The organism is Aquabacterium sp. CECT 9606, assembly GCF_918741295.1.
Classification (GTDB): domain Bacteria; phylum Pseudomonadota; class Gammaproteobacteria; order Burkholderiales; family Burkholderiaceae_C; genus Aquabacterium.
In genome coordinates, this window is sequence record NZ_CAKKNB010000002.1 from 652608 (window position 1) to 676412 (window position 23805).

The 23805-nt window shown below is 65.4% G+C and carries 18 protein-coding genes; 12 read left to right on the forward strand and 6 right to left on the reverse strand.

From position 1 onward, the window contains the following. Window positions 1-8: 8 nt before the first annotated feature. Genes LQ232_RS10735 through LQ232_RS10755 form a run of 5 tightly spaced genes read left to right on the forward strand, consistent with a single transcriptional unit; the run spans window position 9 to window position 4294 of the window. Window positions 9-683, forward strand: a complete 675-nt coding sequence (locus tag LQ232_RS10735; RefSeq protein ID WP_230180311.1) for a winged helix-turn-helix domain-containing protein — start codon at window positions 9-11, stop codon at window positions 681-683. Then, window positions 683-2038 (forward strand): ATP-binding protein, encoded by a 1356-nt coding sequence (locus tag LQ232_RS10740; protein WP_230180712.1) that lies wholly within the window; start codon window positions 683-685, stop codon window positions 2036-2038. Before LQ232_RS10735 ends, LQ232_RS10740 begins: the two co-directional genes overlap by 1 nt. Before the next feature lie 33 nt (window positions 2039-2071). Further along, window positions 2072-2641 carry a TetR/AcrR family transcriptional regulator gene (locus tag LQ232_RS10745; protein WP_230180312.1) on the forward strand — a complete coding sequence of 190 codons (570 nt, stop codon included), beginning with the start codon at window positions 2072-2074 and terminating at the stop codon, window positions 2639-2641. Between the two features lie 56 nt (window positions 2642-2697). Then, window positions 2698-3831, forward strand: a complete 1134-nt coding sequence (locus LQ232_RS10750) for a thiolase family protein (protein ID WP_230180313.1) — start codon at window positions 2698-2700, stop codon at window positions 3829-3831. A 16-nt stretch (window positions 3832-3847) separates the two neighbouring features. Continuing rightward, complete coding sequence (locus LQ232_RS10755; protein ID WP_230180314.1) at window positions 3848-4294, forward strand: MaoC family dehydratase; 447 nt, start codon at window positions 3848-3850, stop codon at window positions 4292-4294. On the opposite strand, the gene LQ232_RS10760 is transcribed toward LQ232_RS10755, so the two are convergent. From LQ232_RS10760 to LQ232_RS10775, 4 genes are all read right to left on the reverse strand, one after another. Then, a complete protein-coding gene (locus tag LQ232_RS10760) occupies window positions 4266-5186 on the reverse strand; it encodes an alpha/beta hydrolase (RefSeq protein WP_230180315.1) in 921 nt (306 codons plus the stop codon). The genes LQ232_RS10755 and LQ232_RS10760 overlap by 29 nt on opposite strands. A 112-nt stretch (window positions 5187-5298) precedes the next feature. Further along, entirely contained in the window at window positions 5299-6771 is a 1473-nt protein-coding gene (locus LQ232_RS10765) for a UdgX family uracil-DNA binding protein (RefSeq protein WP_230180316.1), read from the reverse strand. After that, window positions 6765-8042 carry a putative DNA modification/repair radical SAM protein gene (locus LQ232_RS10770; RefSeq protein ID WP_230180317.1) on the reverse strand — a complete coding sequence of 426 codons (1278 nt, stop codon included), beginning with the start codon at window positions 8040-8042 and terminating at the stop codon, window positions 6765-6767. Before LQ232_RS10770 ends, LQ232_RS10765 begins: the two co-directional genes overlap by 7 nt. Window positions 8043-8101: 59 nt before the next feature. Next, window positions 8102-10489, reverse strand: a complete 2388-nt coding sequence (locus LQ232_RS10775) for a penicillin-binding protein 1A (RefSeq protein ID WP_230180318.1) — start codon at window positions 10487-10489, stop codon at window positions 8102-8104. A 139-nt stretch (window positions 10490-10628) separates the two neighbouring features. On the opposite strand from LQ232_RS10775, the gene LQ232_RS10780 reads away from it, so the two are divergent. Next, the gene (locus LQ232_RS10780; protein WP_230180319.1) at window positions 10629-12896 is read left to right on the forward strand and encodes an ATP-binding protein; all 2268 of its coding nucleotides are present in this window, start codon (window positions 10629-10631) and stop codon (window positions 12894-12896) included. A gap of 73 nt (window positions 12897-12969) precedes the next feature. Here LQ232_RS10780 and LQ232_RS10785 read toward each other — a convergent pair whose 3' ends face one another. Next, on the reverse strand, window positions 12970-14766 hold the full coding sequence (locus tag LQ232_RS10785) for a lipase family protein (RefSeq protein ID WP_230180320.1): 1797 nt from the start codon (window positions 14764-14766) through the stop codon (window positions 12970-12972). Window positions 14767-15005: 239 nt separating this feature from the next. After that, a complete protein-coding gene (locus LQ232_RS10790; RefSeq protein ID WP_230180321.1) occupies window positions 15006-15707 on the reverse strand; it encodes a DUF6748 domain-containing protein in 702 nt (233 codons plus the stop codon). 317 nt (window positions 15708-16024) lie between these two features. Between LQ232_RS10790 and mraZ the strand changes: the two genes are divergently transcribed. The 6 genes from mraZ to mraY are packed head-to-tail and all read left to right on the forward strand — an operon-like array spanning window position 16025 to window position 23791. After that, window positions 16025-16456: a division/cell wall cluster transcriptional repressor MraZ gene (mraZ, locus tag LQ232_RS10795; RefSeq protein ID WP_230180713.1), complete on the forward strand. Its 432-nt coding sequence runs from the start codon at window positions 16025-16027 to the stop codon at window positions 16454-16456. A gap of 5 nt (window positions 16457-16461) precedes the next feature. Beyond that, window positions 16462-17496, forward strand: coding sequence for a 16S rRNA (cytosine(1402)-N(4))-methyltransferase RsmH (rsmH, locus tag LQ232_RS10800; RefSeq protein ID WP_230180322.1), 1035 nt, complete (start codon window positions 16462-16464; stop codon window positions 17494-17496). Further along, window positions 17496-17786 carry a cell division protein FtsL gene (ftsL, locus tag LQ232_RS10805; protein ID WP_230180323.1) on the forward strand — a complete coding sequence of 97 codons (291 nt, stop codon included), beginning with the start codon at window positions 17496-17498 and terminating at the stop codon, window positions 17784-17786. Before rsmH ends, ftsL begins: the two co-directional genes overlap by 1 nt. After that, window positions 17783-19663, forward strand: coding sequence for a peptidoglycan D,D-transpeptidase FtsI family protein (locus LQ232_RS10810; RefSeq protein WP_371820189.1), 1881 nt, complete (start codon window positions 17783-17785; stop codon window positions 19661-19663). Before ftsL ends, LQ232_RS10810 begins: the two co-directional genes overlap by 4 nt. Beyond that, window positions 19663-22623 (forward strand): bifunctional UDP-N-acetylmuramoyl-L-alanyl-D-glutamate--2,6-diaminopimelate ligase MurE/UDP-N-acetylmuramoyl-tripeptide--D-alanyl-D-alanine ligase MurF, encoded by a 2961-nt coding sequence (gene murF, locus LQ232_RS10815; RefSeq protein ID WP_230180324.1) that lies wholly within the window; start codon window positions 19663-19665, stop codon window positions 22621-22623. Before LQ232_RS10810 ends, murF begins: the two co-directional genes overlap by 1 nt. After that, window positions 22613-23791 (forward strand): phospho-N-acetylmuramoyl-pentapeptide-transferase, encoded by a 1179-nt coding sequence (gene mraY, locus LQ232_RS10820; RefSeq protein WP_230180325.1) that lies wholly within the window; start codon window positions 22613-22615, stop codon window positions 23789-23791. Before murF ends, mraY begins: the two co-directional genes overlap by 11 nt. The last annotated feature ends 14 nt before the right edge of the window (window positions 23792-23805 follow it).

Sequence of the window (23805 nt, forward strand, 5' to 3'; positions counted from 1 at the left end):
CCTGTGCCATGCGCCTTCTGCTTGCCGAGGATGACCCCCTGCTGGGCGATGGCTTGCAGGCTGGCCTGCGGCAACTGGGCTTCCAGGTCGATTGGGTGCGAGATGGCCTGGCTGCCGAGCGCGAGCTGCGCACCCAGGCCTACGCGGTGGCCGTGCTGGACCTGGGCTTGCCCTTGAAGGACGGCTTGGCGGTGCTGGCCGCGGTTCGCCGTGATGGCATCTCGGCGCCGGTGCTGGTGCTGACCGCGCGTGACGCGGTGCCCGACCGCATCCAGGGGCTGGACGTGGGGGCCGACGACTACGTGGTCAAGCCGGTGGACCTGCAAGAGCTGGCGGCCCGCCTGCGCGCCCTGGTGCGCCGTGCCCATGGCCAGCCTCAGGAATGTCTGCAGGCCCAGGACGTGGTGCTGGACCCGGCCGCCCGCACGGTGAGGCAGGCGGGCACCTTGGTCACCTTGTCGACGCGCGAGTTCGACTTGCTGCAGGCTTTGATGCTCAACGCGGGCCGGGTGCTGTCTCGCGAGCAGATCGAGCAGCACCTCTACAGCTGGGGGCATGAGGTCGACAGCAATGCGGTCGAAGTCCACATCCACCACCTGCGCCGCAAGCTGGGCAGCAGTCTGATCCAGACCGTGCGGGGCGTGGGCTACTTGTTGCTGCGCGAAGCGCCCACCTCGCCATGATCAGCGCACCGCGTTCCATCCAGGGGCGTTTGTTGGCGTGGGTGCTGGGGATGGTCGTGGCCGTGTGGCTGAGCACCGCGGTCATCACCTGGTTTGACGCGCGTCATGAGCTGGAGGAGTTGCTCGATGGCCACCTGGCGCAGGCCGCGGCCTTGCTGGTGGTGCAGCAGCAAGGCGAGATCGAAGACGATCGCCATGACCTTGACGCACCCACCTTGCACCGCTATGCGCCCAAAGTGGCCTTCCAGGTGTTCCATGAGGGGCGCCTGGCGCTGCGTTCGGCCAACGCGCCCGCCGTGCCCCTGGCGGCGCCAGGGCAGTCCTTCCGCACGGGTTTTGACACCGTGCAGATCGATGGCCTGAGCTGGCGGGTCTTCGCCGCCGAGGGCGGTGAGCAGGATGTGCGGGTCTACGTGGGTGAGCAGATGAGCTCGCGTTTGGAGATCCTGTGGGCCGTTTTGCGCAGCACCTTGTGGCCCATGGCCGTGGCGCTGCCGCTGTTGGCGTTGGCGGTGTGGTGGGCTGTGCGTCTGGGCGTGTCGCCCATGCGCCGTTTGGGCCTGGTGCTGGCGCAGCGCGAGCCGCAGGCCCTGCATCCCGTGGCGGTGGCGGGGGCGACGCTGGAGATGTTGCCGATGATCGAAGCCTTGAACGCCTTGTTCGCGCGCATCGACCAACTGCTGGCCTCGGAACGACGCTTCACCGCGGACGCTGCCCACGAGCTGCGCACCCCGATCGCCGCGATCCGAGCCCAGGCGCAGGTGGCCTTGGCCGAGGCCGACGAGCTGGCTCGGCGTCATGCGCTGCTCAACACCGTTCAGGGTTGTGACCGGGCCACCCGCCTGGTGGATCAGTTGCTGACCTTGTCCCGCTTGGAGGCGGCCGATGCCACGGCGCTTGAGGTGGTGGAGCTGCGCGCATTGACCCAAAGCGTGTTGGCCGAACTGGCCCCCAAGGCGCTGGGCAAGCACCAGATCTTGGAGTTTGAGTCGCCCGAACCCTGCTTTCTGCCCGGCAATGAGACGCTGCTGGCGGTGTTGCTGCGCAACCTGGTCGACAACGCGGTGCGGTACAGCCCGCCGTCGGCACGCGTCGCCGTGGCCTTGCGTCAAGCGGCCGGGCGCGTGGTGCTGAGCGTGGAGGACAGTGGTCCTGGCTTGGCCGAGGCCGATCGCCAACGCCTGGGTGAACGGTTTTTCAGGGTGCCGGGCAACCAGGAAAGTGGCAGTGGACTGGGCTGGTCCATTGTTCAGCGCATTGCCCAGGCGCACCGCCTGGAGGTGCAGGTTGAGGCATCGAAGCAGTTGGGCGGCTTGGCTGTGCACGTGACAGGTGTCGCTTCGTCGCCTCCTTGACAAAGCTTTTAAACTACCTTATGGTAGGTAGTCATGAGCGCCCCCACCCTCACCGCCGAAGTCAGCACCCGCAGCCACATCCTTCAAGTGGCGCGTGAATTGATGCAGACGCGCTCCTACCTGGGCTTCAGCTTCCAGGATATCGCCGAGCGCGTGGGCATCCGCAAAGCCAGCCTGTACCACCACTTCCCCTCGAAAGAGTCGCTGGGTGTGGCGGTGCTGGTGGAGGCCACGCAAGGTTTCCGCGATTGGGCCGCGACCCGCGAAGGCCCCCCTGAGCGCCAACTGAAGTCCTACTTCAAGATGCTGCGCAATGGCCTGGGCGCGGGTTCGCGCGTCTGCCCCGCCGGTTCTGTGGTGCCCGGATGGGATTGCATGAACGAAGAGATGCGCGAGGCCGTGCGCCAGTTGCGCGCCGGGCAGGTGCAGTGGTTGACGGGCATACTGCGGCTGATGCCCCAGGTGGCCTCGCCCGATGGCATCGCAGCCCATGTCTTCGCCTTGGGACAGGGGGCCTTGATCGCCGCCCGGGCCACTGGGCAGGCCACGGATTTTGACCAAGCGGTGGCGCCCGCCTTTGCGCTGTTGGGCTTGCCGGAATAGGCCAGCCCTTTTTTTGCCCCTGAAAACTACCTACTGGATGGTAGAAGGAGATTGTCATGAAAGCCGTCATCGCTGGCTACGCCCGCTCACCCTTCCACTTCGCCAACAAGGGCGCGCTGGCCAAGGTGCGCCCCGACGACCTGGCCGCCCAGGTGGTCCAGGGGCTGCTGCAACGCACCGACCTGGACCCGGCCTTGCTGGAGGACGTGATCCTGGGTTGCGCTTATCCCGAGTCTTCGCAAGGCAACAACCTGGCGCGCATCGTGGGGCTGCTGGCCGGCTTGCCGCACGAGGTGCCGGGCATGACGGTGAACCGCTTCTGCGGCTCGTCCATGCAGGCCATCCACATCGCGGCCGCGCAGATCGAGGCAGGCATGGGCGAGGCCTTCTTGTGCGTGGGCGTGGAGTCGATGACGATGGTGCCGCAGGGGGGCTTCAACTTCTCACCCAGCCCCGAGTTGTTCGAGCATTCGGACGCCTACATCACCATGGGCGAGACGGCCGAGAACGTGGCCGAGCGCTGGAACGTGGCGCGTGCCGATCAGGAGTTGCTGGCCATGCAGTCGCACCAGAAGGCCGCCGCCGCGCGTGAAGGCGGGCGTTTGAAGGACGAGATCATCGCCATCCGCACGGCCTCGGGCGAGCTGATCGAGGCCGATGGTTGCATCCGGCCTTCAACGTCATTGGAGGCCTTGGCCGCGCTGCGTCCGGTGTTCCGCCCCACGGGCGTGGTCACGGCGGGCACCTCGTCGCCGCTGACCGATGGCGCCTCGGTGGTGCTGGTGACCAGCGATGAGTTCGCGGCTCGGCATGGCCTGAAGGCCACGGCCCGCATCAAGTCTTTTGCCTCGGTGGGCGTGGACCCGGCCGTGATGGGCATCGGTCCGGTCCCGGCCACACGCAAGGCCCTGGCCCGTGCGGGGTTGCAAGTGGCCGACCTGGACGTGGTCGAGATCAACGAGGCCTTCGGGTCGCAAGCCCTGGCCTGCATCCGCGACCTGGGCCTGAACCCCGCCACGGTGAACCTGGACGGTGGTGGCCTGGCGATTGGCCACCCGCTGGGCGCCACGGGCGCGCGCATCACCGGCAAGGCAGCGGCCTTGCTGGTGCGCGAGAACGGGCGCTATGCTTTGTCCACCCAATGCATTGGTGGCGGTCAAGGCATCGCCACCATCCTGGAACGCGTGTGATCGAAGAGAGACGACGATGAGCGAGAACCTTTTCCTGGACGACTTCACCGTGGGCCAGCGCTTCGTGAGCGGCGAGCACCTGATCGACGAGGCGCAGATCAAGGCCTTCGCGTCGCAGTTCGATCCGCAGCCGTTTCACCTGGACGATGACGCGGCCCAATCCACCTTGTTCCGCGGCCTGGCGGCCAGTGGCTGGCACACCGCGGCCATCACCATGCGGCTGATGGTGCAAGGCGGGATGCCGGTGGAAGGCGGGCTCATCGGCGCCGGCGGCGACATCAGCTGGCCCAAGCCGACCCGCCCGGGCGATGTGCTGCGCGTGGAAAGCGAGGTGGTGTCGATCACCCCCTCGCGTTCCAAACCTCAGCAGGGGATGATGACGGTGCGCGGTGAAACGCTCAACCAGCACGGCGATGCGGTGCAGGTGCTGGTGGTCAAGATGGTGGTCCCGCGTCGGGTGTGACGTTCACATGATTTTTGGCGGGCACTGGCGGCAAGCCTTTGACAAAGGCGCTCACGTCTTTGAGGGCGGGTGACAACCACCGCAAGGGTTGCGCGAAAGAGCCCACCAGGGACACGTGGCCCACGTGGTCATAGCGCTTGAACTCCACCGGCACGCCCGCGGCTTGCAGCCGCTCGGCCAGGCGCGCGCTGTTGCGTTTGGGATCGACTTCCTTGTCTTCCTTGGCCACGCCTAAAAAGGTGCGGGGCGCTTTGGCGCTGACATGCTCGATGGGTTGCGACTCCAGCGGCACGTTGGGGTGGCCGAAGGTTTCGCGCGTTTGTGGGTTGATGATGGGGATGAAGTCATAAGGCCCCGCCAGGCCCACCCAGCCGGCGAGCTCCGACACGCGGTGGCCTTGCTGGTCCAGCCAGCGTGGGTCCAGCGCGATCATCGCGGCGTTGTAGGCGCCGGCGCTGTGGCCCATGACGACCACGCGGCGTGGGTTGCCACTGAAGCGCGCGGATTCGCTCAGGGCGTAGGCCACGGCTTTGGCGCAGTCGGGCAGGAAATCGGGGTAGCTGACTTGCGGATAAAGGCGGTAGTCGGCCACCATGGCGACCATACCGTGGGCGGCCAGGGCTTCGCCCATGAAGCGGTACTGGTGGCGTTCGCCCATGTGCCAGTTGCCGCCATACAAAAACACCACCACCGGGAAGCCGCCTTCGGGCGGTTCACCCTTGGGCTGGTACACATCCAGCAACTGGCGCGCTTGCGGGCCATAGGCCACATCAGGCGTGAGCCGGTAGGTGTCACTGGGCACCAGGGCATTGATGGCACGGGTGGCCGAGCAGCCAGCCAGGGCGGCCAACAGGCCCAGCAGGGCCACAAGCTTGAACCATTGCTTCAGCATGGCTGAATCCGATCATGACTGCAGGGACAGGCCTTCAGTGTCGGAGGGCAGGGTGACGCCGTCCATCGGTGAAGCGGAAGCGCGGGCGTAGGCTGCGGCCTACAGCGCCAGCTCAAGCGGGGATGTGCTCGGTGGCGTGGCTCAGATCGGCCAGCCATTGTTTGTAGGCAGCAGCACGGGCGTCGTCCTGCGCGCGTAGCAAGGCGGAGGGGTGCAGGGTGATGAGCACCGGCAGACCATCTTCGTCGCGGCGCAGCCACTGGCCATGCATTTTGGTGACGGACACGGGCCGGCCCATCAGCTGGCGTGCGGCGGTGGCGCCCAGCGCAATGATGGCCTTGGGCTTGACCTGGGCGATCTCGGCTTGCAGCCAGGGCAGGCAGGCATCGGCCTCGGCCTGCGAGGCGGTCTTGTGCATGCGGCGTTTGCCGCGCACCTCGTACTTGAAGTGCTTGACCGCGTTGGTGACGTAGAACTGCTGCCGGTCCCAGCCGAGCTCGGCCACCGCGCGGTTGAACAACTGGCCGGCCGGGCCGACGAAAGGGTGGCCTCGCAGGTCTTCCTGGTCGCCAGGTTGTTCGCCCACCACCATCAGCGCCGCGTGCGCCGGGCCTTCGCCGAAGACGGCCTGGGTGGCGTGTTCGCCGATGGGGCAGTCGCGGCAATGCTGGCAGGCGGCGCGCAGTTGCGGCAAGCTCATCGTGGCGCGCGACTCGGCCATGTGGTGTTCAGGGCCGGGCGCGGACACCTTCAGAGGCAGGGACTTGGGCAAGCGTTTGGCCATGTCTTGGGGGCCTTGTTCGATCATGGCGCCGCTGCGTTGGTGGGCCGCCGCCACGAGCGGCGCGATCAGGGCGGCCTCGGGCAAATTGTGCCAATAGCGCCGGGGCATCTCGCGCTCCATCATCTTCACCTTGAGCCGCGCCGGGTTGAAGATGTGCTCGTAATAGGTGAGCCACAGCGGTTCGCCGGCATCGGCCGGCGGCGCGTCGTCGCGATGCGCCCCAGGCTGGAAAGTGAGCCGGGTGCCATCCCACTGCACGCAGCGGTCGGGCGTGAGGATGGCCCAGCGCATGTTGGTGAAGCGGCGCTGAAAGAACGGCGCGGTGGCTTCGACGATGTGGTGGTCAGGCTCGAACCAGGCGATGTGCAATGGCGTGGGCCCCTGCCCATCGGCCACCGGGCGAAAGCGCACGAAGGCGGTCATCTTGTGCATGTCGCGGCGCACGACGCGGGCCAGGTCTTCCAGCGCGCTACGGTCGGGGTCGAGGGTGTCGTGGCGCAACTGCGGCTGGTGCTGGAGGCGCCACAGCAGCCGGTACATCAAGGCGAAACGGCGGGGCTCGCGGTGCAGGATGGCGGTCTGGCACAAGGGCGGGAAGAAGGCAGGCACCTGGGGCGGCGGGCAGGGCGTGGTCTGAGCCGGCGCCGTGATGTCTTGCGCGAACAGGTCGCCGTCGCGGGCATAGGCCAGTGTCCAGGTCACGGCTTCGGGCGGGACTTGCGCTGCCAGCAGGTGGCGCGCGGCCTGCCTGAAACCAGCCAGGTCGGTGGGGCTGGCCAGCTCGGTGGTGCGGCTCAGCATGTCGCGGGGTTGAACAGGTCGGTTTGCAACGGGGGTTGGGTCCGCAGTTGCTGGGCCAGGTCGAGTGCATCGAGGCGGCGGCCGGGGTGGTGGTCGGCCACGATGACGAAGGGCAGCACTTTCTTGAGCGAAACGCGCAGCACCGCCAGATCGCTGCAACGCACTCGGCGTGCTCGGCGGGTCTGCAGCAGGCGCTCGATGGTCTTGACGCCCAGGCCGGGCACGCGCAGCAGCATCTCGCGCGGCGCACGGTTCAGGTCGACAGGGAAGCGTTCGCGGTGTGCCAGCGCCCAGGCCAGTTTGGGATCGAGATCGAGCGACAGCATGCCGTCGCCTGGCGGCACGATCTCGTCGTGCGCGAAGCCGTAAAAGCGCATCAGCCAGTCGGCCTGGTAAAGGCGGTGTTCGCGCATCAGGGGCGGCGCTTGCGAAGGCAGGGCACGTGGCGCGTCGGGGATGGGGCTGAAGGCCGAGTAGTACACGCGGCGCAACTGGTATGAACCGTAGAGCGTGGCGCTGGTGCCCAGGATGGCCCGGTCGCTGGTGGCGTCAGCACCCACGATCATCTGGGTGCTTTGGCCGCCGGGCGCGAAGCGCGGTGGCAAGGCCACCAGCGGTGCCGAGCGTGGCCGCGAAATGATGGGCGAGGGCGCTGAAGCCTCCTTGGCCTCGTCGATGTGCACGCGCAGGCGCGCCATGGACCGGCGGATGGCGGCGCCATCTTTCTCAGGGGCCAGGGTTTGCAGGCCTTCGACCGTGGGCAGCTCGATGTTGATGCTCAGGCGGTCGGCGAACCGGCCCGCCTGGGCCAGCAATTCGGGGCTGGCATCGGGGATGGTCTTGAGGTGGATGTAGCCGCGGAAATCGTGCTCTTCGCGCAGCACGCGGGCCACCTGCACCACCTGCTCCATCGTGTAGTCAGGGTTGCGGATGATGCCTGAGCTGAGGAACAGGCCCTCGATGCAATTGCGGCGGTAAAAATCCAGTGTGAGCCGCACCACTTCGTCGACAGTGAAGCGGGCGCGCGGCACATTGCTGGTCACGCGGTTGACGCAGTACAGGCAGTCGTACTGGCAATAGTTGGTCAGCAGGATCTTGAGCAGCGAGATGCAGCGGCCATCGGGCGCGTAGCTGTGGCAAATGCCGGCGCCTTCGGTCGAGCCGATGCCGCGCCCGCTGACCGAATCACGCTGGCTGGTGCCGCTGGACGAACACGAGGCGTCGTACTTGGCGGCGTCGGCCAGGATGGTGAGTTTTTGCTGGATAATCACTGTATAAATATACAGTCACCAAGCCGCCTCTGCAAGTTTGGGCATCAGGCCCATCGCTGTCAGGGCCTGGCAGGCTCCTGGGGCCGCTCTGGAAAGGGTGGCGGACTGATGGCCGGCCGGTTGTCCGACGAGCGTCCGAGCCTGTTCACCAGTTGGTCCAATTCGTCCGAGGTCTTGGGGGCGTCCGTGTCGGCCTCGCCCTCGTCCATGGCGGGGTTGCGCGGCTGCTCGCCGGCCGGATCGGCCGTGATCGGGTTGCCTTCCGAATCCAGCAGTGGCGCGCTTTCATCGACCTCGTCGTTGGTGGGGCTCCATTCACCGTTCCCGGTCACCGGAGGGCGCCTTGGGCTGGGGAACGAGGCCTGGACATCCATCAGTTTTTGCTTGAAAGCGGTGCGCAAGAAGTCGCCCACCAGCAGCAAGGCACTGTGCCCACCCTGGCCCCAATAACTGCCGCGCATGGTGACGTGCTGGTCGTTGAAACCCACCCAGGCGCCGGTCACCAGCTGCGGGTGCATCACCATGAACCAGCCATCGGTGTTGTTCTGCGTGGTGCCGGTCTTGCCGGCCAGATCCCCTTCGGGCACAAAGCGCGTGCGCAGCATGGTGCCGGTGCCGTAGGTGACCACGCCGCGCATCATGTCGATCAGGTTGTTGACGGTGTCCACGCTCAGGGCACGGTCCACTTTGTTGGGGCCGAAGACCGCCACCTCCTTGCCCTGCTTGTCGGTGATGCGTTCGACGAAGTAGGGCTGCTTGTGCTCGCCACCGCTGGCGATGGTGGCATACACCGTGGCCATCTCCAGCAGGGTGACGGGGCTGGTGCCCAGGGCCATCGAGGGCACGGGGTCCAACTTGCTGTCGGTGATGCCCATGGTCTTGGCCAGGGCGGTGATGCGCGGCAGGCCGGCGTCCTGCATCACCTGCGTGGTGATGGTGTTCTTGGACAAGACCAGGCCTTGCCACATGGTCATGGACTCGCCCGTGCTGCCCGACATGTCGGTGGGTCGCCAGACCTTGCCATTGCCCAGGCGAACTTCAATGGGCGTGTCCACGTAGGTGCGGGTGGGCAGGATGCCGGCCTCCAGGGCGGCCGCATACACGATGGGCTTGAAGGTGGAGCCCGGCTGGCGCGCGGCCTGGCCCACGTGGTCGAACTGCTCATCGCCAAAGTCGCGGCTGCCCACCCAGGCCTTGATCGCGCCGCTGCGCGGGTCCATGGCCACGAAGCCGGCTTCAAGGCGGGTCTTGTCGGCACGCACCTTGGCCATCAACTCGGCATCGCCCATCACGGTCTTCAAGGCCTGGGCCGGGGGCTGGCCCGATTTGACCAGCTTGCGGTAGTCGGGCGTTCGGCGCGCGGCCTCGGCCAGCAGCTTGGGGTGTTGGCGCCAGAAGTGCTCAAAGGCCTTGGCCTTGCTGGCTTGCGCGTAACTGTCCAGCGAGCGGGAGACGACCGGCATCGCTGCCGCGCTCCACTCCACGTCGGCCACATGCTGCAGGGATTCAGTTTGGCGCTCCACGGCTTTCACGGCGGCTTCCTGCAGGCGCGAATCGAGCGTGGTGTGGATGATCAGCCCTTCGCGCGACAGGTCGCGGTCGTTCTGGTCGGCCCAATCGTCCAGCCACCGGCGCACCTGGGCGGCGAAGTGCGGCGCCAGGTCCAGGTCCACCGCCTGGTGGGTGAGGCTGACTTGAAGGTCTTCCTGCCTGGCCGCGTCGTGATCTGCTTGTGACAGCACGCCCCGCTTGAGCATCTGCGCCAGCACCAGGTTGCGCCGGGCCTTGGCGCGCTGAGGGTGCAGAACCGGGTTGTAGTAGTTGGTGCCTTTCAGCATGCCGACCAGCGTGGCACTTTCGGCCGCGTCCAGCTCGATGGCGGGCTTGTCGAAATAGGTGTGGGCGGCGGCCTCGATGCCCACGGCGTTGTACAAAAAAGGCACCGTGTTGAGGTAGGCCTCCAGGATCTGGTCCTTGGTGTAGATGCGCTCGATGCGCAGCGCGGTGACGATTTCCTTGACCTTGCGGCCCAAGTTGCGCGATCGGCCAATGTCTTCCGGGAAAAGATTGCGCACCAGTTGCTGCGTGAGGGTGGAGCCGCCTTCCATGCGGCCGGTGGCCGTGCGAAAAATGGCCTTGATGCTGCGCAGCCAGTCCACGCCGTGGTGTTCGCGGAAGCGGTGGTCCTCGGTGGCGATCAGGGCTTGCGTCACATAGGGCGAGACCTGGGCCAGCGTCACGGGCTGCAGCCTTTGCTCCTGGAAGCGCCCGATGGTCTTGCCATCGGCCGACAGGATCACGCTGGGTTGCGGCACCTGGGTGGTTTTGAGTTCGGTGACGGCGGGCGCCTGCGTGACCTGGTAGCCCACGAACACGGCCGCCGCGACGGCCAGGGCCGTGGTGGCCAACATCAGCCAGATCAGGGTCTGGCGCAGTGGTGAATTCATGTCAGCGTTGGTTTCCCATGGGATGAGTGCTTCGGTGGGCAATTAGAGTGCCCGTGGTGCATTGTGGTTCAGCCGGGCCGATGCAAAGTTGACTATCATGCGTGCACACAGTTGTCACGACCCTTCCAAGCCACTTTCCATGCCCCCGGTCGACCCGGCACGCCGCGTTCCGCTTCAGCGACGCCTCTTTTTGCTGGCCCTGGGGGCCATCTTGCCCCTGGCCGTGGCTTCGGGCATCGGCTTGCAGGCGCTGGTCACCCAGCAACGTTTGCAAGCCGAGCGTGCCAGCATTGATCTGGCACGCGCCCTGAGCATTGCCGTGGGCGGTGAGTTGCGCCTCAGCATTTCAGCCCTTGAAACTTTGGCCACGACAACGGGCTTGGGCCCGCAGCTTGATGCCCCCAGCTTCGAGGCCGTGGCCCGCGAGGTTCTGAAAACTCGGCCCGAATGGCTGCAAATCATGCTGGCCCGGCCGGATGGCGCGGTGGTGGCCTTGGGCAAACCGCAGCCGTCTGCGCAGGCACTGTCCGAGCTCAAAACCGCCGAGCCGCGCAGTTTTCAATGGTTGGTGGACAACCGCCAGCCCGTCGTGGGTTACCTCACCAAGGGCTATGGGGACCGTTGGGGCGTGCCGGTGCGCGTGCCGGTCATGCGCGATGGCCAATTGCTCTTCGTGTTGACCGCCGTGTTGCAACCAGAGGCCTTGAGGGCCTTGATCGAACGCCAGCAGGTGCCTCCCAACTGGTTGGTGTCGGTGTGGGATGCCCAGAGCAAGCGCGTGGCCCGTTCACGTGCCCACGAAAAATTCCTCGGCTCGCCGCCATCGCCCACCTTGCAGGTGTTGCTCGCCAAAGGCGGCTCCGAAGGCATCGGGCCCACCCACACCCTGGAAAGCGAAGACGTCTACACCGCGTTCACGCACCAGCGCGAGTTCGGCTGGACGGTGTCGGTCGCTGTGCCCGCCAGCGAGATGGCCGTGGGCGCCACCCAATCGCTGCTGGCCTATGGCGGCGGGGTGGTTCTGTCGGTGGTGATTGGCCTGGTGGCCGCCTTGGCCATGGCCCGGCGCATCAACGAGCCGATGGGGCAATTGCGTGACGCGGCGCAGGCGCTGGGCATGGGTCAGGCGGTGCAGGTGCCTCAAGGCGACATCAGCGAGATCCAGGAGGTGGGCGATGCCTTGTTTGACGCCGCCCATCAGCGCGCCCACAGCGAGGCCGAGCGCGAACGCCTGCTCGCCGCCGAACGGGTGGCCCACGCCGAGGCCCAGTCGGCGATGCTGCAGGCGCAAACGGCCAACCAGGCCAAGGACGAGTTCCTGGCCATGCTGGGCCACGAGTTGCGCAATCCGCTGTCGCCCATCGTCACCGCGCTGCACCTGATGTCGCGCCGCGATGCGCACGCCCACGAGTTCGAAAGGCGCATCATCGAGCGCCAGGTCAAGCACATGGTCCGGCTGGTGGACGACCTGCTGGATGTCTCGCGCATCACCCAGGGCAAGATCGAGCTGCGGCGCGAGGCGGTGGATCTGAAAGCCGTGGTGGACCAGGCCGTGGAGCTCACAAAGCCATTGCTGGATTCGCGCGCGCGGCCAGTTCAATTCAACATGCCTGAGCGGCCCGTGATGGTCTGGGGGGACTGGATCCGCCTGGTGCAGGTGGTGGGTAACCTGCTCAGCAACGCCGCCAAGTTCACCCCGCCCGATGGCCTGATCGAGGTGAGCTTGTCCCAAGGCCCGGATGCCGTGGAGCTGTCGGTTCGCGACGAGGGCAATGGCATCGCACCAGAGTTGCTGCCACAGGTGTTTGACCTTTTCACGCAAGGCAAGCAGGCCATCCACCGCGGATCGGGCGGATTGGGGCTGGGCCTGGCCATCGTCAAGACCATGGTGCAGTTGCACGGTGGTCGCGTGAGCGTGGTCAGCCCGGGGCCTGGTCTGGGCAGCACCTTCACGATCAGCTTGTTGCCTCTGGATGCCATCATCGCCTGGTCGCAGGCGGACGATGTGCGTGATGCGGCCCTGCAAGGCCAGGAGCGCATCCTGGTGGTCGACGACAACCAGGATGCCGCTGAAACCGTCGCGCTCGTTTTACGCGACGTGGGCTACGAAGTTCGCACTGCGCACGATGGCCTGGCCGCCTTGGCCGTGCTGGACGAGTTTGTGCCCGAGTTGGCCATGCTCGACATCGGCTTGCCCTCGATGGATGGCTACGAGCTGGCCAGCCGCTTGCAAGCGGACGAGCGCACGCGCCACATTCCCCTGATCGCGGTGACGGGCTACGGCGCCGAGTCGGACCTGGCCCGTGCCCTGCAAGCCGGTTTCCGGGAGCGCCTGGTCAAGCCGGTGGAAACGCCGCAGTTGCTGCAAACCATTCGCCGCTTGCTGTCGGCCGTCAAATCGGCATGAGCCCCAAAAAAAAGCCCCTCCATCACGGAGGGGCCAGGGCCGACGGCTAAGTCAGCAAGAGGTCGTCAAGAGATCAATACTTCACGGGAGCAGGAGGCTTCACGGCGAACGAGTAGGTCTGGCCAGGGCCGGACATGAAGGCCGACAGGATGGCCGAGATGCCACAACCCTTGATCTGCGGGAAAGTCGTCGTGCCAGTGAAGCTCAGTCCACCATTGCCCAGCGACGAGACGGGGCCTGTGAACTTGATGGGGAAGGCCACTGGCGTGACGGTCTTGCACTCGCCGAACGAGATGCCCGACAGTGATGTCACGGTGATGTCGGCGTAGACGACGCCGTCAATGTTCAGCTGACCGTTGTTGTCCAGAGCGACAGTACCTGTGGCTTGACCCACGGGCGTGATCCGCAGACCGACGGCCGAGCCAATGCCCAGGATCTTCAGCGATTGCTTGAAGTCGGGCACGACCAGGTCACCCGTCAGGCGCTTGGCCGTGATGTCGGCGTTGGCCGAGAAGGTCGACGTCGCCGGCAAGGTCACGGTTTGTGCCAGGGTCTTCAGGCCCACGGTGGCGGTCAGTGGCCATTTGTCCAGCGTGACCACGAAGTTGCCGCCACCTGGGTTGGCGGTGGATTGTGGCTCGGCCGACAAGGTGTTGCAGGTGCTGGTGGCAGCCTTGCCCGCGAAGCGCTCGCCCAGCCAAGTCAGCACGGTCGGTGCGGCCTGGAATTGGGTCACGATGTGCTCGCTGGGGTACACGTCAAAACTGACGTTCGAGAACTTGCTGCAGTAAGCCTTCTTGAGCACGACGGCTTGGTCGATCGGGATGAACTCGTCAGCCTTGCCGTGGTACTGGTACAGCGGCACAGAGACCTTGTCGCCGCCCAGATCTTGCGCTTTCAGGGTGGCGTTGATGGCGGGGATGGCCGTCAACTGGTCCAGCGTCTGGTTGCCCGTCGTGTACTCGGACAAGTTGTCGTTCATCAGCTCGAACAGGGACTCGAACACGCACTGCGTCTTGCCCTTGGCGATCGCAGCTTGGCCCGCAGCGTTGGCCAGGGTGTCCAGCGGGATGGCGGTGGGGTACTGTTGGGCCAGGCCAATCACGCCGCCGAACAGGAAGGAAGCACCTGCGCTGCCGTCGAGGTACTTGGCCGTGCGCAGGAAGTCGGCGGGAACACCGCCGGCGGCCACGCCCACCAGGTTCACGGTGGGTGCGTAGCTGGCGTGGCGTTGGGCAGCCCAGGCGGCGCTTTGGCCACCCTGCGAGTAACCCCAAACGGCGGTTTGCGTGGTGGCGCTGATGCCGCCAAACGGGATCTGGGTGGCGGCGCGCACGATGTCCAGCACAGCATTGCCTTGCGAAGCGCCGGCCAGGTAGGTCGGCGTGCTGCCTGTCGTGTAGCCCTGGTAGTCGGACACCAGCACGGCGTAGCCGGCTTTCAAGGCGGCGGCGATGTTGGCGGCCTCGTAGTCACTGCCACCCACCATTTGCAGCGAAGGTGCGCAATTTTGGGCCAGACCGTGTGTGCCGACGGCGTAGGAGACGGTGGGGCGTGTGCCCGTGCCGCTCCAGGCGGTGGTGGGCACCAGCACAGTGCCCGTGACCACATTGGCAGCGCCCAGGGAGTCGGTCGATTTGTACATCACGGCCCAGGCCTTGGTGGCCGGGGCGTTGGCGCCCAGGTTGACCGTGGTGGTGCGGTAGGAAATCAGGTCACCATGGACGCCGCTCGTGGCGGACGACGGGGCGGTGTAGAAGGCGATGCCAGCGGGGCCCACGGTGGGCGCGGCGTGGGCGGCCGTCATGGCGATGGTCAAAGCGGCCAGCGGCAGGGTCATGGCCGATTGGCGCAAAAAGGTGTAATTCATGGTCTCTCCAGGGTCTGTCAGGGAATCGGTAGCAAAAAACGCGATCCGGTTATCAAGAATCGGTTAATGCATTCATGTAGTCTGACAAAGAGACCAAGCAGTTTTCCAAAGGGTTTTCCGCCAAAAACCGCACCTGGGGTGGGTGGCCCCCTTGATTCTGGGGGTTGGAAAACCCACGGTGTGGGTGAAACCCCGCCAGTTTTTCTGACGGGATAACTGCCCTTCGCCGGCCAAGGCGCTCAGCGCGCCTTGGCCGGCGTGAACGGCAAATAGAACTCGGTGGCCACCAGTTGCTGGCCTTTGCCAGCAGGCCCGGTGATGGTCTTGTGGTCGCCCGCCGCCAGCAGGCCCGTGCCGCCCAAGGCCTGCAAGCCGGCATCCACCCGGTCCGGTTTGGCTCCGGAGGTGCTCAGGTCCAGTCCGTGGATGTTGCGGCTGATGGGGTAATTGAGCACCGTCTCCTGGATGGAGGGGCAGGGGGTGGTGATGCACACGGTGCCGTTGTTCTTCAAGGCGTAAAACACGCCAGTTGGTTTGCTTTGGGCTTGGCCCACCCAGGCTTGGCTGAGCACCAGGGTGTCGACTTTGGTGGCGCCGCTGCTCACGGCCATCAATTTGCCGCCGGCCAGCGCCTGGCCAGGAAGGAACGATTGCTCAAAGGCGGCTCGGTCTTCGCTCGACCAGCCCAGGGCGCGGTCATCCAGGGTCGCCACATGGCAATCCTTTTGCAGGCTGCCATTGGCACAGCGCGTCAAGGCGCGGTTCACGGCCTTGACGAAATAGCCTCCGCACACCGGATAGGCGCATTTGCGCAGATCAGGGCGCGTCACGATGTAGTGACTGGAAAAGAGATTCGGGCTGATGATGGGGCCCGATTGGGCCAGGGCGGTGCCGCTCAGCACCAGGCAGGCCAAGGTGGATGAAGCGAGTTTGTTCAGCATGGCAAATTCCTCAGTGGTTGTGGAGCGGGTCCCGTTGAACGGGCCGTCGCATCTTAGAAAACATCGATTCGGCCGAACAAGCCCCAATGTGTGTCAGAACGTGGAAACCCCACCCATTCTGGGGAAATTCTTCATTCTTCACTTCCACACCCCTCTGCAAGTCCTTATTTCATAAGGACTTTTTTTCTGAGCCTTGTCTCTCAAAAGCTTCCTAAGTCTTTGATTTCATTGAAGATTTTTTCACTTCTCCCCTTGTTTCGGGGGAGGTGATCGGTTAAAGTGGGATTTAGTGCACTTTTGTGGAGTTTTGTGTGAGTCTGGTCTTTCAGGGTGCCTCAGCGTTGGCGTTGGATGCGAAGGGACGGTTGGCCGTGCCTGCGCGGCATCGTGACGTCTTGCAGGCGCTGTGTGAAGGGCAGCTCACCCTGACCAAGCACCCTGAGGGCTGCCTGATGGTGTTCCCGCGTCCTGCGTGGGAAACCTTCCGCGACAAGGTCGCCGCCTTGCCCATGTCCGCCTCCGGCTGGAAGCGCATCTTCTTGGGCAACGCCATGGACGTCGAGATCGACGGCGCTTCGCGCTTCCTGGTCTCGCCAGAACTGCGCGCCGCCGCCGGTTTGAGCAAGGAAGTGATGTTGCTGGGCATGGGCAGCCATTTTGAACTGTGGGATGCCCAGCGCTACGCCGCGCACGAGGCTGAAGTCATGGCCCAGGCCATGCCCGACGCCCTGCAAGACTTCACCTTCTGACCGCGATGCACCAGGAGCAAACACCTTGGCAGCACACCACCGTCCTGCTGACCGAGGCGGTCGATGCCTTGTGGGATCCCGAGGTGGGCCCGCATCCGCAAGGTTTGTATGTGGATGCCACCTTTGGGCGTGGTGGCCACTCTCGCCTGATTCTGTCCAGGCTGGGGCCGCAGGCCCGTTTGCTGGCGCTGGACCGCGACCCGGATGCGATCGCCCATGCCACCACCGGCCCCCAGGCCATCAGCGACCCGCGCTTTCGCATCGAGCATGCGGCCTTCTCCCGTTGGGGCGAAGTGGTCAGCGAGTTGGGGCTGGGTCCGGTGCATGGTTTGCTGATGGACATCGGCGTGTCCTCTCCGCAGATCGACAACCCGGAGCGCGGGTTCAGCTTCCGCTTCGATGCGCCGCTGGACATGCGCATGGACACCACCCAGGGCGAGAGCGTGGCCGACTACCTGGCCCACGCTTCCATTGATGAACTGGCAGAGGTGATTCAGACCTATGGAGAAGAACGGTTTGCTCGCCCGATTGCAAAGGCGCTTGTGGCTCGCCGCGAGGCAGGACAGCCCGTGCGAACCACGGCCGAGCTGTCCAACGTCGTGGCTGGTGCGGTCAAAACGCGTGAAGCCGGCCAAAACCCCGCCACGCGCACCTTTCAAGCTCTACGGATTCACGTCAACCGCGAGCTTGGGGAATTGCAGGACGCGCTGGAGGCAGCCTTGAAGATGCTGGCCCCTGGCGGTCGCCTGGCGGTGATCAGCTTCCATTCGCTGGAAGACCGCATCGTCAAGACCTTCATCGCCAAGCACAGCCGCGATGAGGTCGATCGCCGCGCGCCCTTCGCGCCGCCCAAGGCCAAGTTGCTGCATTCGCTGGGCCGCATCAAACCCTCGTACGACGAGGTCGATGGCAACCCGCGCTCGCGGTCCGCCGTGCTGCGCGTGGCTGAGCGCTCTGAGGTGCCCTGGTCGCACGAGCTGGCGCAGCCTGAAGGCGCGGCCAAGGCGCGTGGCAAGCGCGACAAGGGTGGGCGCAAGTGATGGCCCGGCTCAACCTGCTCCTCGTGGCGATGCTGCTGTTCAGCTGCGTCTGGCTGATCCGCTCCAGCTACGAGTCGCGGCATTTGTTCGTTGAGCTTGAAAAGGCCCAGAACCGTGAGCATGAATTGCAAAGCGACCGCGAGCGGCTGCTGTTGGACAAGCGTGCGCAGGCCACGCCTTTGCGCGTTGAAAAACTCGCGCGCGAAAAGCTGCGCATGTTCAGCGCCACCCCCGCCGTCACGCACTATGTGAACGAAGCGGCCTCGGCGCCGACGGGGGTCGCGCCATGAGCCGCGTGGGTGACCTGATCCGCAAGCTGCGCCGCCTGCCGCGCCGCCAAAACGCTTCGGCCATGCCCACGGTGCGCTACGCCACCAGCCCCCTGCTGGCCTCACGCACGCCACCGTGGCGCGTGAAGTTCCTGATCGGCGCCATCGGCCTGGGCTTTGCCGTGCTGGTCGGTCGCGCTGCGTGGATTCAAATCATCCACAACGATTTCTATTTGCAGCAAGGCGCCAGCCGCTACGAGCGCCGCATCGAGCTGCCAGCCAACCGCGGCCGCATCCTGGACCGCAATGGCGAATTGCTGGCGTCCAGCGTTCCCTCGCCCTCGCTGTGGGTCATCCCCAAGGACTTCGAAGCCACGCCCGCGCAGTTCAAGGCTCTGGCCAAGCTGCTGAACATGAAATCGGCCGAGCTTAAAAAACGCCTGGATGGCAACCAGAACTTTGCCTGGCTGCGCCGGCAGGTGGACGACAGCGTGGCCCAGCAAGTGGCCGCGCTCGACATCAAGGGTGTGCACGAGATCAAGGAAACCAAGCGCCAGTACCCTGAAGGTGAAGCGGCCGCGCACATCGTCGGCTTCACCAACATCGAAGATGAAGGCCAGGAAGGCATCGAGCTGGCTTACCAGAAGCAGTTGATTGGCCGCGATGGCGTGCGCCACGTCATCAAGGACCGCCTGGGCCGCGTGGTCGAATCCGTGGGTGATTTGGTCCCCGCCGATGACGGCCGCGAAATCCGCCTGTCGATCGACGCCAAGATCCAGTTCTACGCCTACCAGCGCATCCGCGATGCGGTGGCCGCGCAGAAGGCCAAGGCCGGCAGCGTGGTGGTGCTGGACGCACAGACGGGTGAGATTTTGGCCCTGGCCAACGTGCCCAGCTACACGCCCTCGGATCGGCGCAACCTGACGGGCGCGCAACTGCGCAATCGCGCCCTGACCGACACCTTCGAGCCCGGCTCGACGATGAAGCCTTTCATCATTTCGTGGGCACTGGAGACCAACCGCGTCAAGCCCGACACGGTCATCTCCACCGGCAATGGGCGCATGACCATCGACGGCGCCACCATCACCGATTCGCACCCGCATGGCGACCTGACGGTCGAGCAGGTCGTTCAAAAATCGAGCAACATCGGCACGGCCAAACTGGCGCTGCAGTTCCAGCCCAAGGAGATGTGGGAGCTGTACACGGCGGTGGGCATGGGCCAGAAGCCGCAGATCGGTTTTCCCGGCGTGGTCACGGGCCGCTTGCGTCCTTACAAAAGCTGGCGCCGCATCGAGCAGGTCACCATGAGCTATGGCTATGGCTTGTCGGCCAGCCTGCTGCAGTTGGCGCAGGCCTACACCGTGTTCGCGCGCGATGGCGAGCTGATCCCGATCACGCTGCTCAAGCGCGATGACGGCGATGAAACCGCCACGCCCAAAAAGCTTGCTCTGCGCACCGACTACAAGCCGGGCCTGGGCGCGTCGACCGACGACATGGTGCCTGTGCGTGGCACGCGCGTGTTCTCGCCCGAGACCGCGCGCGAAGTCCGCAAGATGCTGGCCATGGTCACGGCCAACGGAGGCACCGCACCCAAGGCCCAGGCCATGGGCTACAGCGTGGGCGGCAAGACCGGTACCGCGCACAAGCAAGAAGGCAAGGGCTATTCCGGCAACAAATACCGCTCGTGGTTCGTGGGCATCGCGCCCATCAGCCATCCCCGCATCGTGGTCGCGGTGATGGTGGACGAGCCGGGCAACGGGGTTTACTTTGGCGGTGATGTGGCCGCGCCCGTGTTCAGCCAGGTGGTCGAGCAAACCTTGAACCGCCTGGGCGTGATGCCCGACCTGGACGTGCGTCCCGACATCACGGCCATGCAAAGCGTGGAGGAGAGCTTCTGATGGGCGCCTCATTGCTGATCCTCAATTCCGTGGATGAGGCCTTGGCGTGGCTGCGCCAGCAGGGCGTCAAGTCGCTCACCGTGAATAGCCGCGCGGTGGCCGAACAAGCCCGGCAAGGCGTGGGCTTCATTGCCTGGCCTGGTGCGGCGCGTGATGGCCGGGCTTTCGTGACACAAGCCTTGCAGGACGGCGCCCGTGCCTGCTTGGTCGAGGCCGATGGTGTTCAGGCCTTTGGCTTCGGCGATGCCCGCGTGGCCGCGTTCAAGGGTTTGAAAGCCGCCAGCGCCGAGATCGCCCATGGCTTCTTTGACGAGCCCAGCGCGCAACTGGATGTGGTGGCCGTCACGGGCACCAATGGCAAGACCTCGACCTCGTGGTGGACTGCGCAGGCCTTGAGCGCCGTGGGCCGGACCTGCGGTGTCATTGGCACCCTCGGGGTCGGTCAGCCAGGCGCGGGCGACTTCGTCCCCACCGGCTTGACCACGCCCGATCCCATCACTTTGCACGCCACCTTCCGTCGCTTTGTGGATGAAGGCTGCCAGGCCGCCGCGATCGAAGCCTCGTCCATCGGTATCGAAGAGCAACGCCTGGGAGCCACGCGCATCAACGTGGCGCAGTTCACCAACTTCACGCAGGACCACCTGGATTACCACGGCAGCATGGCCGCCTACTGGGAAGCCAAGCGGGCCCTGTTCGATTGGCCCGGTTTGCGTGCTGCGGTGGTCAACCTGGACGACCCCGTGGGCGGTTCGCTGGCCGACGGCGTGAGCGCACGCGGCCTGGACCTGTGGACCTACGGCTTGGTCCACACCGCGCGCCTGCAGGCCACGGGCCTGACGCACCACGCCGATGGCATGGGCTTCACCCTGGTCGAGCGCGATGCCGACCTGGACGCCACGCTCGACCACGTTGAAGTCAACACCCATCTGGTGGGTGACTTCAACGCATCCAACCTGCTGGCGGTGATCGGTGCCTTGCGCGCTCTGGGTGTGCCCTTGAGCCAGGCTGTGGCCGCTTGCGAGGGTCTCACGCCCGTGCCCGGCCGGATGCAGCGGGTGGCCTTGCCTCACCTGGCGCCCGAAGGCCAGCCGGTGGTGGTGGTGGACTACGCGCACACACCCGATGCCTTGAAAAAAGCGCTGTGCGCCTTGTCACCCTTGGCCAAGGCCCGTGGTGGCCAGCTATGGTGCGTGTTCGGTTGCGGCGGTAACCGCGATCCCATCAAGCGCCCACTGATGGGCGCAATCGCCGAGCAGTTCGCCGACCACCTTGTGCTGACCAGCGACAACCCGCGCGATGAAAAGCCTTGCTTCATCCTGTCGCAGATCATGGCGGGCATCGCGCGCCACGACGACGTCGACGTGCTGGACGACCGCGCCGCAGCCATCGCCGATGCGATCTCGCGCTGCGACCCCCGTGATGTGGTGCTGATCGCTGGCAAAGGCCACGAAACCACCCAGGAAGTGGCCGGCGTCAAGACGCCGTTTTCCGACACCGAGCAGGCCATTCAGGCCCTGGAGCGCCGTTTTGGCGCAGCTGTTCAAGGCAACACACCCATGATGACCCTGGGGCTGGCTCACCAGCTTTTGCCCGGCTCGACTTTGTCGGGCGATCCGGCCACGCCATTGCTGCGCGCCCACACCGACACCCGCACCTTGCAACGGGGCGACCTGTTCGTGGCCCTGCGCGGTGAGCGTTTCGATGCGCATGATTTCCTGCCGCAGGCCAAGGAATCGGGTGCCGTGGCGGCCCTGGTTCAGCGAGGCCTCGACAGCTCGGGCCTGCCTGGCCTGACCGTCAGCGACACGCGCGCGGCGCTGGGCTGGTTGGCTTCTGGCTGGCGTTCGCGGTTCAACATCCCGCTGATCGCGGTCACGGGCAGCAATGGCAAGACCACGGTCACGCAGATGATTGCCTCGATCCTGCGGGCCTGGGTGACCGAACAAGGTCTGCCCGAAGCAGCCTTGTCCACACAGGGCAATTACAACAACGAGATCGGCGTGCCGCTGACGCTGCTGCGCCTGCGCGAAGGCCAGCACCGCTGCGCCGTGGTCGAGTTGGGCATGAACCACTCCGGCGAGATCGCGCAGCTGTCCGCCATCGCGGCGCCCACCGTGGCCCTGGTCAACAACGCTCAGCGCGAACACCAGGAGTTCATGCACACGGTCGAGGCCGTGGCGCGCGAGAACGGTGCGGTGCTGCAGGCCTTGTCGCGCGGCGGCGTAGCGGTTTTCCCGGCCGACGACGAACATGCGCCCATCTGGCGCAAGCTGGCCAATGGCTGCCGCGTGATTGATTTTGCCACTGAAGGCCCCGCGGCTGTGACCGGTCAAGCCACCTGGCAGGGGCAGCCCTCGCCGCATTGGGTGATCGCGCTGAACACGCCAGCGGGCCAGGCCAGCGTCAAGCTGCCCATGGCCGGTGCCCACAACGTGCGCAACGCGCTGGCCGCCACCGCTTCCGCATTGGCGGCCGGTGTGCCGCTGACGGCGGTGGTGGCTGGCCTGCAGGCCTTCGAGCCGGTCAAAGGCCGCTCACAACTGCATGGCATCCAGCGCCAAGGCCGCGCTGTCACCTTGATCGACGACAGCTACAACGCCAACCCGGATTCGGTGCGCGCCGCCATCGACATGCTGGCCGGCCTGCCGGGCCCGCACTGGCTGGTGCTGGGCGACATGGGCGAGGTGGGCAATCAAGGCCCGGCCTTCCACGATGAGGTCGGCCATTACGCCCGTGAGCGTGGCATTGAACAGTTCTGGGCGGCAGGCACCTTGTGCGCGCACGCGGCCCAGGCCTTTGGGGCCAACGCCCGCCATTTCAACAGCGCCGCCGACATCGTGGCCGCGCTCAACACAAAGACCGGGGTGCCTGAAGCCGCCTCGGTCCTGGTCAAGGGGTCTCGCTTCATGAAGATGGAACAAGTGGTTGCCGTGCTGTTGGGAGGTGCCCATGCTGCTTAGCCTGACCGAGTGGCTGCAAGTGCTGCACCCCGAATGGGGCTTCTTGCGCGTCTTCCAGTACCTGACCTTCCGTGCCGTGATGGCGGCCATGACCGCCTTGCTGATCGGCCTGGCCCTGGGCCCGACGCTGATCCGCAAGCTCACCGAGCTCAAGATCGGCCAGCCCATCCGTGACTACGCGATGCAGAGCCACCTGACCAAGCGCGGCACCCCCACCATGGGCGGCGCCTTGATCCTGCTGGCCATCGGCGTGTCAACCCTGTTGTGGTTTGACTGGTCCAACCGCTTCGTGTGGATCGTGATGATCGTGACCACGGGCTTTGGCGCCATTGGTTGGGTGGATGACTGGCGCAAGGTGGTCCACAAAGACCCCGAAGGCATGCCCTCGCGCGAGAAGTATTTCTGGCAATCGATCATTGGCCTGATTGCGGCCTTGTACCTGGCCTTCAGCGTGTCCGAGACCAACAACCTGCGCGTGCTCGAGTTGTTTTTCCGCTGGATCGGGTCGGGCTTCTCGAACGACCTGCCGCCCAAGGCCGACCTGATCGTGCCCTTCTTCAAGACGGTGAGCTACCCGTTGGGCGTGTGGGGCTTCATCGTGCTGAGCTACATCGTGATCGTGGGCACCAGCAATGCGGTCAACCTGACCGATGGTCTGGACGGCCTGGCCATCATGCCGGTCGTGATGGTGGGCTCGGTGATGGGCATCTTCTGCTACGTCACGGGCAACGCGGTGTTCTCCAAATACCTGCTGCTGCCACACATTCCCGGGGCGGGCGAGTTGATGATCTTCTGCGCCGCGATGGCGGGGGCGGGGTTGGCCTTCCTGTGGTTCAACGCCTACCCGGCCGAGGTCTTCATGGGCGACGTCGGGGCATTGGCTTTGGGTGGCGCGTTGGGCACCATCGCCGTGATCGTGCGGCAAGAGATCGTGCTGGCCGTGATGGGTGGCGTCTTCGTGCTCGAAGCGCTGTCGGTCATGGTGCAGGTCGGCTACTTCAAATACACCAAGAAGAAATTTGGCGAGGGCCGCCGCATCCTGCTCATGGCGCCCTTGCACCACCACTTTGAAAAATCCGGCTGGAAAGAAACGCAGGTCGTGGTCCGCTTCTGGATCATCACCATGCTCTTGTGCCTGCTGGGCCTGTCCTCCTTGAAGCTGCGCTGAGCCGCGCCAATACG